Below are 14497 nucleotides of genomic sequence, written 5' to 3' on the forward strand. Positions count from 1 at the left end.
CCTTTTACGTTTATTCGAATTCATGCTGCCTACGTTGCATTGTCCTCATCCTTTTCTTCCAGACACTTCTGAATGAATTCAAATAACCCCGCAGCTTCAATTGATCGATGTCCCCAATCATGCCAAAAATACAACACCTGTCCTACCGTTCCAGAACCTGATGGGTCTGTGTCCAGACATAGATAATCCCCACCACCATTTTCTGCGATCGGAATCCATTTGCAGTTCCACAGTACTGGCTTAATGGCATCATCTTCAATCTCCGGTTCCATATCATCCGGGTCGAATTCTTCCTGCAAAAACGCCCAATTCTCCTTAACCTGATCCAGAGGCGACAATGTCAGGTTCCGCACAAAGCAATCTACGCCAACATTCCAGACTTGTCCGTTATGTACACGATACAGAGCCTTCATCTCTTCAGGCAATGTCACCCCAAGTTGATTTTCCACAGATTGAAAATCTTCATCGCTCGCACCAGGTTGAAGATTGAGCGCTACCTCAAAATCTGCATTTGCTCCTGTTCCTTTTGCAATAATACGTTGCCATAGCAGCTCTGCTTGCTCGATCATTCTCATCCTCCTTTTTGTGTGCTATATAGATTGTCTAGTCTAATGATATAGAAAATCTATACTTCACGTTTCTCCTCAGGAGTATAGTTAATTCATTGATAATCCATATCCTTGTTTATCTTTCAACTGTACGATATCAGAGATAGGAAATACAAGGGAGTGCATGACGATCTAGTTAATCCCATCATTTTGCCAAATCAAAAAGCACCGCCCAACGGATTAATTCCGTATAGACAGTGCCCATTTTATAGCCTTTTTAGTGCATATCATGTTATTACTATTGTCTATATAGATTTCAATGCATCATTGATCTATGAGGATTTGATAAATTCATCTGGCCAGAGCAGAATCCGTTCAGTTTATTATCCCACATTTTTTGGGTTATGTACTTCATCTGAAACTTAAATGATTTCGTTATTCATTCTCTTGGCTTGTACAATCTCTTTGATGATCTTAGAACGATTCCAGACAACAAACTTGAAGACATGTCCACTGTCTAATGTAATGGTAATTCCGTTAGGGATTAGTCCCCATGTCGCACTTTTCTCAATCTTAGTCATAGCCCAGATCTCGATTTGAACCCATTCCGTCTGAAAATTCAGACCATGAGGAATAAAAATTAATCGTTCATTAGTTAGAAAAAGCTTTCTCCTACTCCTTCAAAACCTCTTAACCAGTTTGCATGAATACTCTCAAAAATGACGTGTTCATGGGGGCCAATTCTTCCATTTCTATCAGTCTCCTTTTTCAGCCTATAGCTTGAATCACTATTATTATAGGTCGTTTTGACCGATATAGGAATATTTTGCGCATGTTCATTTGTAAAAAAGCATTGCCCAACGGAATCACTCCGTCTTGGACAATGCTTCATAAATTTTTTTACTTTGAAAAGAAAGCTTCCTCTCGATTCCGGATTACATCTCTTTCAAAATACCTTTAACCAGTCCAATAAAGGTTGTTTTCACTTTTGCCGCGACTTCAATCACTTCATCATGACTTAACGGTTGGTCCAGAATGCCGCAGGCCATATTGGTCAGACAGGAAATTCCCAGTACTTTCATCCCACCATGGATGGCTACAATCGCTTCAGGTACCGTCGACATCCCCACAGCATCCGCGCCCATCGTACGAATCATGCGAATCTCTGCTGGAGTCTCATACGCCGGACCACTCCACCATGCATATACCCCTTGCTGCAAACCGACATTCTGCTCCTCCGCTACCTTCAGGGCGATACTGCGGAGTTCGCGATTATATACCTGTGACACGTCCGGGAAACGCACACCCAGTTCGGCATTATTCGGACCCATCAGCGGATTATTGCCTACCAGATTAATATGATCGGTAATCAACATAAGCTGTCCAGGTTCGAAGCTGGTATTGATCGCTCCACAAGCATTGGTGATAATCAACTGCTCGACACCCAGTGCTTTCATAATCCGAACCGGGAACGTTACTTCATCCAGCGTGAAACCTTCATAATAATGAAGGCGTCCTTTCATCGCTACGACAGTCTTGCCCATCAATTCTCCAATGACCAATTCATTGGCATGACCAATAGCCTCGGATTGAGCAAAATAAGGAATGTCCGTATATGGAATGACGGTAGCATTCTCGATCTCGTCCGCGAGCGCTCCCAGCCCTGATCCCAGAATCATGCCCACGACAGGCTTGTTATTAATACGGTTTAATATGTAATCTCTGGCTTCCTGAATATGTGCAGATTGATGCATAAATATATTCCCCCTGAACATCTGAGTTTGGATTAAGTAAGTGCTATAAACCAAGTGTAATGAACAATCGCGGACATGTAAATGGGAGCTGGATAAAGTGGCCTCTGTCTCTCCTCCCGAAGCCGGTTAAGGTTTGAGCCCGGACTGTAACACCTCGAAATATTGTCTCAAAATCCAATCAAATTCAGGTTCGTCATCCTCTATGTTTTCAACATACTTCCATAAAAGCAGTTCTTCCGTCTCGATGTTCACAACCTCATATTCCATTTGTTTTGATGCCCAGACAGTCACCTGACCGATGGCATACTCGGACTCATGAATGAATCCGGTTGACTGATCAGGGATAAGTCGTTCATCGATGTTCCCCTGTTTGGCCTGCTCCGTCGAGATACCCAACGTTTGCAACCGTTCCGCCTGACACTGGGCCCATTGATTAAATTGGTTTCGGATCATATGAAAAGCTTCCCCACCTTCTGAATTGACCAACATACATGTCTTTCATGCTTCAACTGTACACAAAAAACCGATCCTCTGTCGAGAATCGGTTCCATTATTAAATACGGATAAGGTATTCCGCTATTCCGCACTGACATGTAATGATAAGCTTGCTTATTGCTGCTCCAACGAATGCTGCTTTTGGCTTTTCATGAAATCCATTCCCATGCTCAGCAACAGCATCAGTACAGCAAACATCACGGATTTACCAATGGTTCTTTCAGGAAAGATCATATAGGCAGCTAGAAAATTCCCTGTGAACACAAACAGGTAATTGCGGATGCGATCCATCTTCTCATCTCATTTCGGAATCAAATTTAGAATTCACTGTAATCTGCTGCTCTACCTTATCACATTTTTCCATATTAATCCATAACTCAACTTATCTCTTTCGCTCTATTCCCTCATAGACAGCCTCGCAAAGTTCCGTTGTGAATCTGCCCGACATGCCCTCCAAAGCTGTATTGGTGAACGCAACAACGCTCAGTTCTTCTGTTGGATCAACAAACCACGAGTGACCATAGGTTCCACCCATGCGCCACGTTCCAGCAGACTCAGGTGTACCTGCTTCTGCCGGATCTTTCAGCACCGTGAATCCCAAGCCAAATCCTCTGCCTGGCCAATAAGGCATGTCCAAATCTCCAATCTGATTAGTCGTCATTTCGTTGACAAGCGCTTTAGGAAGAAGCGAACCTCCACCTTGACGCAGCGTTTCAAGCAATGATAGGAAGTCTCCTGCACTTCCTATCATGCCCGCACCACCCGAAAGATAGGCCGATGGTTCAAGGTATCTTTCGGGTGCGAGTTGGAAGCCCGCCGCACCTTCAATAAACGGTACATGGTCCTCATCCCGCAAGCGACGAGGTTGCCCCGAACTGTTGGAACTGTCCGCATATGCAGCTGTCATTCTCTTCGAATCCACAGCGACAAAATCCGTATTCTTCATGCCCAGTGGATGAGTCACGAGCAGTTCTAATGCCTCTCGCAGTGTCAACCCAGTCACTTTCTCAATAACCGCACCTAGTACATCTGTTGCAATCGAATATCTCCACATCTTCCCGGGCTCATACAGCAGTGGAGCAGAAGCAATCCTTTGCAAATTCTCTTCCAGCGTAATGCCAGCGATATCCATTCCATCCGATACTCCGGCAACTTCGTACGTTCCCCCGTTCTCCTGAAAAAAACGATACGTTAAACCCGCCGTATGTGTCATCAGATGATGAACCGTCATGGAGGCAACTTCCCCATTTGGCTGTTTGGGACGGAATTCTGGCAACCATTTCATAACCGGGTCATCCAGCTTTAATTTACCCTGGGATATCAATACCATGGCGGCGGTGGATACAATTGGCTTGGTTACAGAAGCATACCTGAACAACGCATCTTCTTGCATGTGTCTGTTCTGTTCTCGATCGGCGAGGCCATCCGCGCTGTTATAGACCACTTCCCCTTTCCACGCAATCTGAACAACGGAACCCACAATTCTTTTTTCTGCCAACGTACGGTGAATCACTTCTTCTACAAATTCAGGATTAAACTTCATATTTCCGTCTCCCATCTCACTCATCCCCTCCATGTGCCACATGCTTGATTATTTAAAGTAAGTGTGCTTATTATATAAATGATCTCATCTGTATTACATAAGAAAACCATGTTATTCGATTTAATCTGCGATGAATATAAAGGCATTTACTAAACATTTCCTATAATTTTAAAGGAGGCCATCTCATGGACCAAATCGATACGAATATCCTCTTTCATTTGCAAAACCAGGCAAGGCTATCCATGACTGAACTGGGTAAGCTGGTCGGTTTATCTCAACCCGCCGTAACGGAACGCGTGAAACGATTGGAAGAAAGTGGCGTAATCGAAGAATACCGCACCATCATTTCCCCGCAGAAAATAGGGAGGTCGAGTACCTCCTATCTTCTTTTTCGCACACGGGATTGCCATGCCTTTCTTGATTTCTGCCGTTCGTCACCCGAAGTGATCGAATGTCATCGCGTGAGCGGAGAGCATAATTACCTGTTGAAGATCATGACGGATTCGATTGCTGGTCTTGAAGCATTTGGAGACCGATGCGATCAATACGGCACTTACACCACCCTCATCGCGATGTCTTCACCTATTGCAACCAAAAATCTCATCGAAGGAACGAATCCGGTGTAAATGTTTCATCGATCATCGGTCCTTAACCTGTCTTGGGAAACCCTGTTTACTGGTGAACCAGGCGACGAGCAAAGCCATAACGATCAACAGGATCAGGGAAATCGGCAGGAAACGAGCACCTGTCTGGTCCAGCAGAATGGCTCCGATGATCCCTCCCCCTCCGATCCCCAGGTTCCATGCTGTCACCAGCATGGATTGGGCAACATCGGCACTTCTGCCTCCGGCCTGCGCAATTGCAGTCTGTAATAACGTAGCCGCTCCGCCAAATGTAAGCCCCCAGGCCACTACTCCCAGAATGATCATCATCGGTTGATGGATAAAGATCCCCATCACCAGCGAGGCCAGCGCAAATAGAACAAGGCTAACCAGAATCAATAATCTCATGTAACGGTCAATCAACAGCCCAATAATCCATATACCGATTACCGAAGTCACTCCAAAGATCATCAGAACCAGGTCCACCCGTTCGGACAGCATCGTCTCGCCCAGATAAGGTGAGATATACGTGTACAGAATGTTATGGGCCAATACCCAGGTCAGAACAACAAACAATATGGGACGAACCCCCGGTATAACAAAGATCCGATGAAGCGCAAGCTGCTGACGTGCAGGCTCCCCCTCATAGTCAGGTACTTTCCAGAGCACCCACAATACAAGCACTACCGTCAATAATGAGACTGTTCCAAAAATAAGACGCCATCCGGCGTAATTGCCCAAAAAGGTTCCCAAGGGAACGCCCAATGCAAGCGCGAGCGGTGTGCCCACCATGGCGACAGCCATCGCTTTTCCCTTTAGCGAGTCTGAAACCATCCGGCGTGCGTAACCTGCCGTCATCCCCCACAACACTCCAGCAGACACGCCCGCCATGAAGCGCGCAGCAAGGGTCAAACCATATACCGAGGATACGGCCGTAATCGTGTTAAAAATCAGAAAACCGAAGATGCATAATAGAAGCAACGGCCTGCGCCTCCATCCACGAGTTGCTGTCGTTAGGGGAATTGCCGCCAGAAGAGACCCCACCGCATACAAAGTGACGAGCTGTCCAGCCAAACCTTCACCGATCTTCAGATCTTGCGCTATTTGCGGCAGCAGCCCCGCTGGCAGGCTTTCTGTAAGAATGCATATAAATCCAGCCATGGCCAAAGCGAGCAGAGCTGACCAGGGGAGGCGTTCTTTTGCGATTGTGTTCGCGTTCACAAAAACTCTCCTTTATCCTTTTATTTTTATATAATTCAGAAGCCTCTGGCCTACAAAATAAGCTTATAAAATCGGACTAACATTTGGCATACATAAACAACGGCAGATAGATCGTTTTAGGAGGATAATCCATTTAATTTCGGTGTTTCTCTTTGAATTTTATTGTAAACGCTATTAAACAGTAATCTTCACATACTGGACCATTAGAAAGGATGGGAGAACAACGAAGGGAACATCGAAGATGACGAAGATGATTGATAGCATTTCTGTTACTCGCTAGAATAATAAGATAATACTTAGGCTTTGACTCCAATGCCTTTTAATACACACTGAGATCGGCTTCATAGAGAGGGATATTCCAATGTACAATCTTACATCTATTGAGCACCACACCAGGCTGCCCTCTAATGGCAACCCGTTCACACATACAGAAGGACAACTGTTACTGCTGCTGGAGGATGGAGGGATCTGTCTGACCGTGAATCGTCAGCATCGCGATCTCAAGGCAGGGCATTTTATTTTTCTCCAGGATGGCAAACAACTGCAGATTAGACAGACTTCCGCAGATCCTTTACGCATCATCGCGTTGGAGATCGAGGGCCAGATCTCGAACAGAGAGGATTTCGAAGAGGCTCTTAATCTTCCTCCCCTTTTTGAGCATAACCGTGTTGGTATCCTTCAATCACATGAACGCGAGTTAATCAAAGAACTGCATATACTCTGGCAGAAACAAAATCATTGGCAGCGGATTCGTATCCAAGGACAATTTCTGCAATGGGTCGCCGATGTCGGAGAACGGCTTGAAGCCACCTCCGATTATGACTCGGCCAGTCTTGTACTGGACGCGCTGCGTTACATGGAGCAAAACTATCAGACGCCGATTACACGTCAACAGCTTGCCGAACGGGCGGGTTTCTCCGAGGGCTACTATTCCCGTTTTTTCAAGAAAAACGTGGGCAAAAGTCCGCAGGAATATCTGACCGACATTCGAATGCATCACGCCAAAAGGCTGCTCACCAGGCAACAAAGCTCCATACAGGATGTAGCCGCCCAAGTGGGTTACAACAACCCTTTATACTTCAGTCGCATATTCAAAAAAACCGTGGGCCTCTCGCCTACCGTCTATATTCATTCGAATCCACGTCAGATCAGGGTGGCCGCCATGAATAATCAATATACAGGGCATCTGCTGGCACTGGGACTGGAGCCTTGCGCCGCAACGGGATCTTCTTTCAAAGCCAAGACCTCTTTGCTGGATCATACGCTTTTCATGAATGCCTATGAAGGTGAAGCCCCCGATTCAACTACACTACTCCGGGCTGAACCGGATCTGATTTTGACCAGTGAATATACAGACGATACACATGTTCAGCAACTAGACAGGATTGCACCTACACGGACGATTGCTTTTCAATCCCAGGACTGGCGCAGTCAGTTCCTTGAAATTGCTGAGGCTACCGGACGAAATCAACAAGCTTACAGCTGGCTGGATGAATATGATGAGAGATCCCTTCAGGCTGCAACACATCTTCGTCAGCAGATCGGCTCTGCTTCAATCGTGTCGTTACTTGTACGAAGTCAGGATTGTTTTGTTGCTGGTTACCGCCATATGGGTGCGGTCCTGTATCAGGATCTGCAATTGTCCACCCCATCCCTGATCCATGAACAGCAGAGCCATTATATTGCTGAGGATTGGAAGATGGATGATCTGGACGCCGATTACATCATGTTGGTGTTCCACCCTTCAGTCAGTGATTCAGAGCGGCAGAGATGGTTAAACTCACCGTGGTGGAAAGCGCGGGAAGCGGTGAAGCGGGGACGGGTTTATTTGGATCAGATGAATTATGTACTCGGCAGCTATAATGCCTTCTCGCATGATCTGTTATTACGGGAAATTCCCGAGCGCCTTCGGTCACTATCGTGCATGTGAATGGTTCCTTTTGTGCCTCGACGCACTGAATCTTCTCTCCTATACTAGTAATTGAGAATGATAATCAGTAAAGGGGAACATGCACATATGAATACAGATAGAAGAAACAAACGAGGATTTAAACCCAATTTGAAGGCAGGCATCATGCTCATACTGCTGATTATTCTAATTGCCGGTTGCGCCAAAGCCGAACAGACTTCTACGGGAGAATCCACTTCCGCAGCCAGTGATTCAACAGAGAACACCAACGGTACCACATCGTCTGATAGTGAGGCAACCAGTACGGAGACACGTACCGTTGAGGGTATTAAGGGTCCTGTGGATATTCCTGCTGAACCCAAGCGTATCGCTGGCTTGACCTATGCGTATGCCGATCACCTCGTGGCATTGGGCATGAAACCATACGCCATGGTGACCCAAGTCGGTCAGGAGATGCCTGCCTATCTGAAGGACAAGCTCGAAGGCGTCGTACCGCTCGGTTCCGTCAATGAATTCAACAAGGAAGCACTTCTGGACACAGAGCCGGATCTCATTCTGTCCAATGAAGTACTTGTTGATGAATACGACGCGATCAGCGCAATTGGACCCGTCTATATGAGCAGCTACTTCAGCAATTCGCTTGAATGGTTCAAGGACACAGCCAAAGTATTGGGCAAAGAAAAAGAGGCAGACGAAATCGTGGATGAATTGTATCAAAAAGCCAAGGAACTTGGTACCAAGGTTGCTGCCAGCAATGCCGTGGATGACACCATTCTGATTTTTCGTTTGACCGATAAGCAGATTCAGGTATTTGCCCCAAGTGACAAATCTTCCGACGCCTTCTATTCTCCGAACCTGCTGTACGATATAGCCGGACTCCATGCACCTGATCTTGCCAAAGCAGGCATCGTCATGAATGAAGTTATTGAGAATGTGTCGCTCGAGTTGTTGCCTGAATTGAATCCGGATCGTATTTTCATGATCATCTCCGGTAGTGAAGCAGATAACGAACAAGCGCTCACGAAGCTGCGTGACAATGCAGTCTGGAAAGGCCTGAAGGCTGTGAAGAGCAACCAGGTTTACCTGGTGGACAACACGGTCTGGGTAGCTGGATTTGGACCGATTGCCTATGGTCAGGTTCTGGATGAAGTAGAACAAGCTTTGCTTGGAAACTGAACACAAAATCACTAGAGATTTGCAGCATAAATAAAAAATAGGCATGTCGTTTACATGAAGGAAGAAAGCCTCCAGGTAAATGCATGCCTGTTTATGTTTATGAATTCTCATTTTAATGTATAGCCCCCGAGATAGGTTTCCATCAGTTCATTAGAGAGATGAATGGCTTCGGAACGATTCGTTGCGGGCATGGAGAGCATGAGCCCATCTTCGGAGCTCCAACTTTTACTGTTCTGCTCTCCGTTCGAATTCTCCTCCGAAATAGCGATGGTGAGTCGGGTGAATGCACGATCTACGAATAGTGTTCCGTATACGAAGATATCCGTTTTCCCATTTTCAAAAATGAAGTATTCCATCAACCCGTATCCTTTATGAAAACGAATTTCGAGGTTCTTTTGATCTTCGGGTACAGGGAAAGATTCACCTTCAATATCAATAGTTCCTCTGAATATGTAATCACCCGAGGTCGTTAGATAACGCTTGCCATCCATGTTGATATGAACCGTTTGCTCTGGTTCCCTGTTGTCTTCTCCCCCTAGCCGATATTTTACACCCACACCATCAAGATGGATCGTTCTGGGCAGAAACAGAAGAACCACACTGGTCACAATCATCAATACCCAGATGGCAAGCACGATCGAAATTACTTTTTTCCTCATAGTCCATCTCCTCAACTCATCGGTCTACAACTTTTGAAGATATACTGTCTCTTCCTGATCTTCATTCCATTGAATATGGACTGGGATAGAAAAAGTCTTCATTTTCCAAGTATTTCGGACCCGAGGATTGCTTAATATTCCGGACAGGTGTACCCAGATTTTCTTCCAATCCGCTTGCCGTTAGATTTTTGCCGTCAAACTGATAACCAACATCTTTCACCATATTTTCGTCCCCGGTATATCGAATCGTATATTCAACCATACCGGTTTGAAATCTGTTGGTAACCACAACTTTCCAATGCTCACTTTCCCCATTCAGGGATATCATCCTCTCAGAACATCCTACGAGAATAAACATGAGCGCAATAAAAGCCAAGTAATTAATCTTCATTTTCTCCCCTCCCTATCAAAGATGGCACATGAATTAATTACAAATTATAACATATAAGCTACTTGCATGACTGTTTAAAGCATCCGCTTGCTTTCATTCCGGGACTGATTTGAGACTATGATTACAGATGACTTAAAACGCACAGCTGAAATTGGCACACAACTTTTGCATACAACAAAAAAACCGGTCACATCGTGACCGATTCAATCAGCTCCTCAGGGAGCGTAGGCTTAGAAGTGCGAATGACAAAGAGCCTATGATCGCTACTCCTTAATGTTACTCCAGACGACTCTTTAGTTGTAACTGTTGATCGAACACAAAAGGCCAGCTTTTGCTTCCACGCAAAAACAAAAACACCTCCGTATTCCGTCGATGATGGCAAAAGAGCAATATGCCGTGGAAGGTGCTTAGTGATGACGATTATAGAATAGTTAATATATAATGGCGTGCAAAGGGTTACAACTTGTCCACCTGTAATAATGTTACTGGCTTCACCGTACAAGCTGGACTAATCTGCTCTTCAGTGAGTATGTTCAGTTTGATGAGGCTTTTGAGCTTATGACTGTCTACCTTGGACAGTAGTCGCCAAATGTCCGGATCGGGAAGGGACGCGTACAGCTTCTGATCATCATATTCCTTACGGTGCTGAAGCACCGTTTTCACAGCGTATCCGCCAACTTGCGTCTCATAGACACCCTGCTCCTCACAATACCCGACAATCTCATCTCGTAACACAGATAGTCGTTGTTCAATTTCTTTTTGCTGCTGTTTCAGTTCAAAATAGGTTTGCACCTTCTGTTCCATACCTATCACGCTCCTCTATACCATAGGTATGCAGTGAAGAACAGTTTAGGACAATACTACAGCAGTTCATCATTTAAATATGAATTACTGCCAATAATCTTTTTAACCCGCTGCATTACACCCGGCCCCATAGGAACATTAGACACACGCTTTAATAGGATCCAGCGCAAACAAGCCATAGCTTCAAAAATCTCCGCATCGTCTGGTGTGTATTCCGATAGACTCTTGAATAGAGCACTGTACATCTTACCGTTTCGTTCCCCCGTATAGATCGTCATCAGAAAAATGGACCACGCTATATCGTATCTGGGATCACCACGCTGACCATTCGTCCAATCGATAATCGCATATTGATCATCTGACTCCAGAATATTTCCCAGGTTATAATCACCATGGATCAAATAATCATGCCTAAACTCAGTCCGTTGAAGAAGGTTCGTCAGGATCTGATGCATATCCTCATGCAGTTCAATGGAGGGGAAAAAATATCCCACGAAATCATATTGCGGTATGAAATTTGCATCCTCGTTACTCATACCATTTATATCATAACCATGCACTTGAATTAACATTTGGGCCAATTGCTCCAGCTTTGTTTTGATTAACTTGGCTATAGGCTCCCCGTCATAACTCGTTAACAGAACTTGATTAGAATCCACATCCATGCCCCAACCGTACGGTTTGGAGACTTGTATTCCACTCTCGCATAGTCTGGATAATAGTTCATACTGGTTGCGAATATTGGGTTTGGAATCCTTGTTCCATATCTTTAACACATACGAGTGATCTGCGCATTCTATCTTAACAACTTCTGCTTCCAAGCCTGGTGACAGGGGAAGAATCTTGTATGGTTTCTCAAGAAGGCAGCGAATTTCTTCGCTCAACTCGACCCAGCGGATACTTTCCAGAGTTAACCTCATTTTGCCCGACCCCTCTCTTTGAAATTAGAATTTGAACCTTGCTGTCACCTTTTCACTCTAGTTATCAGGTGTAATAAGTCCCTTACCAATGAAATTGGCAGATACAGGCTTCTTGTCCAGTTCTCTGGACCACACCGATAATTGCCCCGTATGGTGAATCACGTGACGCATCACTTCTCCCCACGATTCCTTGGCGACGGTGCTATCCAATTCGGGATCTATGCATGGTCTCTTTTCCATGCTGGGATCCCAGGATAGAACAAATGCCTCCACATCAGGTCGCAGCTTGCGATCGAATTGTCGTACGGCCTCCAGTGTTTTATAATTATCAAAATTCTCCATACCATCCGGTTTGCCCTGCAATAATTGAAGCCAGCTCCACTCTACATCAATGATATGAAAAAACGTTTGCAATATATTGCCTACCCCGCCTGTTCGAGGCCGAAGCAGCTCTTCCAACGGTACATCCTCACACCACTCAAACCATTGCTCACGCACGATCCAGTTATAACGAAAGAAAGATTCCACTTAGCCATTCTCCTTTTCTATATCATGCGTTTTAAGTGTTTTGATCAGTTCCATATTGGCAAAAGTCTTATCCGAATGTTCACGGTCTCCGTAAATCCCGCTAATCTGATCAAATCCCGACTTGGTCCAAAATCGTAGTGCAGGCCAATTTTTGAGTGCCACGTTGATTCTGATTTCCTTATAACCAAGCTCGAAAAATAATCGGGTCAACGCATGCACCATTTCTTGTCCATAACCTTGTTTTTGGGTCTCACTATGAATATACAAAAATTCGAGATAAACCGAATCCTCCTTGGGGTAGCCATGGTATAGGCTCAATACACCTATATTTTGGTTTTGCAGAATCGTACGAATGGTCTGAATTCGGTAGTTCTGCAGCCTTCCCCCAGGAGGAAGATTGCCTTCTTCAAAGCACGTTCTCACATAATCCGGCTCATGATCTCGTCCGTCCCATTCCAGCACGTATTTACTCGTATCAACAATGGATTGGATATCGAAAATCTCAGATTCTTTCAAATCGGAAATGAAAAGTCGTTCTGAATTCCATTCTGTTGGAATCTGTTTCATATCATCATCCCCAATCTATTCGTGCCTTCTATCATAACCCATGATATGGTAATAATAAAAGAGCCGCGATCGTCGCAGCTCCCTACTCTTTTGGCTTCGTCATTCTCTTCTTTACATAGAGTAAAACATGAATTCCAGCGTATATAAACAGGACATTAAACAGATAAAGAAGGGCATTCACAGATACATTGGAAAGGAACCAGATCGTATCATCAGGTTTCTTATAGTGATAATCAGTAAAGAACCGCAACGGAAAACCATACTCTGTTCGTAAAGTCCCCTCCGTGTAGGCTGTTCCAGGAATAAAAATGACTGCCAACACAGCAAGCCAAGCCGAAAGATTAAATATTCTTTTATTAAACCTCAATTCATCTCATCCATTCATTACATTTTCGGTATCCACCACATTCGCAAACATGCTCAGTACCGAATTGTGATGTTCTATAATCTGCTCAGCTTGAAGAATGTTGGAATTCCATGTGCTGTGAGCATCACGAACCAAGGTTAGTGCATAGCCAAGGCTACTTGCTCTGCGACAAGTCGTATCCACGCATATTTCCGTCTGCATGCCAGTCAGAATAAGATCCGTCACTCCGTTTTCTTGCAATTTCAGATTCAGATCTGTTTCGTGAAACGAATCAGGGGTTTGCTTTTCAATAACAAGATCACCAGTGATCGGCGCAATGGACGGATGAATCGCCCAACCTGCCGTTCCACGCTCAAGGGGACTGCCTGCTCCTTCACTATGCTGAATGTAGATAACGGAGTGACCTTTTTCCCGAACCTTGGCAATGACGTGTTGTATTTTCTGAAGCAATACGTCCCCCTGATATACGGGATCTGATTCATCGAACATGGCTACCTGAACATCGATTACAAGAAGTGCACAATGAGTTGGCATCTTATATTCCTCCTGAAAAATAATATGAAATCAGCAATTGTTATGACTACGTCTTCCTTTTACGCACCGTTAACAAACCTTCCAATCCCAGATCGATCAACACAAATAGTATAGCAGCTAGAACGCCAAATAAGCTCAAAACTATCGTTTCTTTAAAATTTAGAATTTCTTCTCCCGCGCCCATGAGCAAATAATAGAAATACATTCCTAACACTCCTGCACATGCATAACCTAGTATTCTCAAACTTAAATAAATGACATAATTTGTGAAACGAGATCTGCTCAACAGATAATCCAGCAATAGGGATAACGGTAGCCCAATCAATGTGATCAGGGGAGTCGCATATACAAGATAAACAATAATATAAAAATCAAAGCTGTAAGATTCATTCATGGATATTAAACTTGCAGCCAAAGTAAAACAAATGATGGTTAGAACGGTCGTCAGAAGCTTTCTTCCAATGTTCATCTCACCACTC

At 44.7% G+C, this 14497-nt stretch carries 17 protein-coding genes and 1 pseudogene; 3 read left to right on the plus strand and 15 right to left on the minus strand.

What is annotated here, in order from left to right:
- Positions 1 to 29 precede the first annotated feature (29 nt).
- From RS891_RS24455 to RS891_RS24480, 6 genes and pseudogenes are all read right to left on the minus strand, one after another.
- Positions 30 to 569, minus strand: a complete 540-nt coding sequence (locus tag RS891_RS24455) for an SMI1/KNR4 family protein (RefSeq protein ID WP_064635959.1) — start codon at positions 567 to 569, stop codon at positions 30 to 32.
- Positions 570 to 970: 401 nt separating this feature from the next.
- Positions 971 to 1204 (minus strand): annotated as a pseudogene (locus RS891_RS24460) (GRAM domain-containing protein); the annotation flags it as partial.
- Between the two features lie 279 nt (positions 1205 to 1483).
- Positions 1484 to 2302 carry a purine-nucleoside phosphorylase gene (locus tag RS891_RS24465; RefSeq protein ID WP_076287857.1) on the minus strand — a complete coding sequence of 273 codons (819 nt, stop codon included), beginning with the start codon at positions 2300 to 2302 and terminating at the stop codon, positions 1484 to 1486.
- Between the two features lie 126 nt (positions 2303 to 2428).
- On the minus strand, positions 2429 to 2755 hold the full coding sequence (locus tag RS891_RS24470; protein ID WP_315793455.1) for an immunity protein TriTu family protein: 327 nt from the start codon (positions 2753 to 2755) through the stop codon (positions 2429 to 2431).
- Between the two features lie 156 nt (positions 2756 to 2911).
- Positions 2912 to 3088, minus strand: coding sequence for a hypothetical protein (locus tag RS891_RS24475; RefSeq protein WP_181586586.1), 177 nt, complete (start codon positions 3086 to 3088; stop codon positions 2912 to 2914).
- Between the two features lie 91 nt (positions 3089 to 3179).
- Positions 3180 to 4340 carry a serine hydrolase domain-containing protein gene (locus RS891_RS24480; protein WP_315793456.1) on the minus strand — a complete coding sequence of 387 codons (1161 nt, stop codon included), beginning with the start codon at positions 4338 to 4340 and terminating at the stop codon, positions 3180 to 3182.
- 185 nt (positions 4341 to 4525) lie between these two features.
- Between RS891_RS24480 and RS891_RS24485 the strand changes: the two genes are divergently transcribed.
- Positions 4526 to 4966, plus strand: coding sequence for an Lrp/AsnC family transcriptional regulator (locus tag RS891_RS24485; RefSeq protein WP_063565290.1), 441 nt, complete (start codon positions 4526 to 4528; stop codon positions 4964 to 4966).
- Between the two features lie 12 nt (positions 4967 to 4978).
- On the opposite strand, the gene RS891_RS24490 is transcribed toward RS891_RS24485, so the two are convergent.
- Positions 4979 to 6103: an MFS transporter gene (locus tag RS891_RS24490; protein WP_315796425.1), complete on the minus strand. Its 1125-nt coding sequence runs from the start codon at positions 6101 to 6103 to the stop codon at positions 4979 to 4981.
- A gap of 421 nt (positions 6104 to 6524) precedes the next feature.
- On the opposite strand from RS891_RS24490, the gene RS891_RS24495 reads away from it, so the two are divergent.
- Positions 6525 to 8093, plus strand: a complete 1569-nt coding sequence (locus RS891_RS24495) for a helix-turn-helix domain-containing protein (RefSeq protein WP_315793457.1) — start codon at positions 6525 to 6527, stop codon at positions 8091 to 8093.
- A gap of 87 nt (positions 8094 to 8180) precedes the next feature.
- Positions 8181 to 9248: an ABC transporter substrate-binding protein gene (locus tag RS891_RS24500; protein WP_315793458.1), complete on the plus strand. Its 1068-nt coding sequence runs from the start codon at positions 8181 to 8183 to the stop codon at positions 9246 to 9248.
- 107 nt (positions 9249 to 9355) lie between these two features.
- Here the strand turns inward: RS891_RS24500 and RS891_RS24505 are convergent, their stop codons facing one another.
- The 8 genes from RS891_RS24505 to RS891_RS24540 all read right to left on the minus strand — a co-directional run bounded on the left by RS891_RS24505 (position 9356) and on the right by RS891_RS24540 (position 14487).
- A complete protein-coding gene (locus tag RS891_RS24505; RefSeq protein WP_315793459.1) occupies positions 9356 to 9907 on the minus strand; it encodes a hypothetical protein in 552 nt (183 codons plus the stop codon).
- Positions 9908 to 9968: 61 nt separating this feature from the next.
- On the minus strand, positions 9969 to 10298 hold the full coding sequence (locus tag RS891_RS24510; RefSeq protein ID WP_315793460.1) for a hypothetical protein: 330 nt from the start codon (positions 10296 to 10298) through the stop codon (positions 9969 to 9971).
- Between the two features lie 456 nt (positions 10299 to 10754).
- A complete protein-coding gene (locus tag RS891_RS24515) occupies positions 10755 to 11102 on the minus strand; it encodes a hypothetical protein (protein ID WP_029881333.1) in 348 nt (115 codons plus the stop codon).
- A 56-nt stretch (positions 11103 to 11158) separates the two neighbouring features.
- Positions 11159 to 12022 carry an aminoglycoside phosphotransferase family protein gene (locus tag RS891_RS24520; RefSeq protein WP_315793461.1) on the minus strand — a complete coding sequence of 288 codons (864 nt, stop codon included), beginning with the start codon at positions 12020 to 12022 and terminating at the stop codon, positions 11159 to 11161.
- A gap of 57 nt (positions 12023 to 12079) precedes the next feature.
- Complete coding sequence (locus RS891_RS24525; protein WP_315793462.1) at positions 12080 to 12550, minus strand: DinB family protein; 471 nt, start codon at positions 12548 to 12550, stop codon at positions 12080 to 12082.
- Positions 12551 to 13117, minus strand: a complete 567-nt coding sequence (locus RS891_RS24530) for a GNAT family N-acetyltransferase (RefSeq protein WP_315793463.1) — start codon at positions 13115 to 13117, stop codon at positions 12551 to 12553.
- Positions 13118 to 13490: 373 nt separating this feature from the next.
- Positions 13491 to 14018, minus strand: a complete 528-nt coding sequence (locus RS891_RS24535) for a cysteine hydrolase family protein (protein ID WP_315793464.1) — start codon at positions 14016 to 14018, stop codon at positions 13491 to 13493.
- A 46-nt stretch (positions 14019 to 14064) separates the two neighbouring features.
- A complete protein-coding gene (locus RS891_RS24540; protein WP_315793465.1) occupies positions 14065 to 14487 on the minus strand; it encodes a hypothetical protein in 423 nt (140 codons plus the stop codon).
- Positions 14488 to 14497: the final 10 nt, after the last annotated feature.

Source organism: Paenibacillus sp. BIC5C1 (assembly GCF_032399705.1).
GTDB classification, from domain to species: domain Bacteria; phylum Bacillota; class Bacilli; order Paenibacillales; family Paenibacillaceae; genus Paenibacillus; species Paenibacillus taichungensis_A.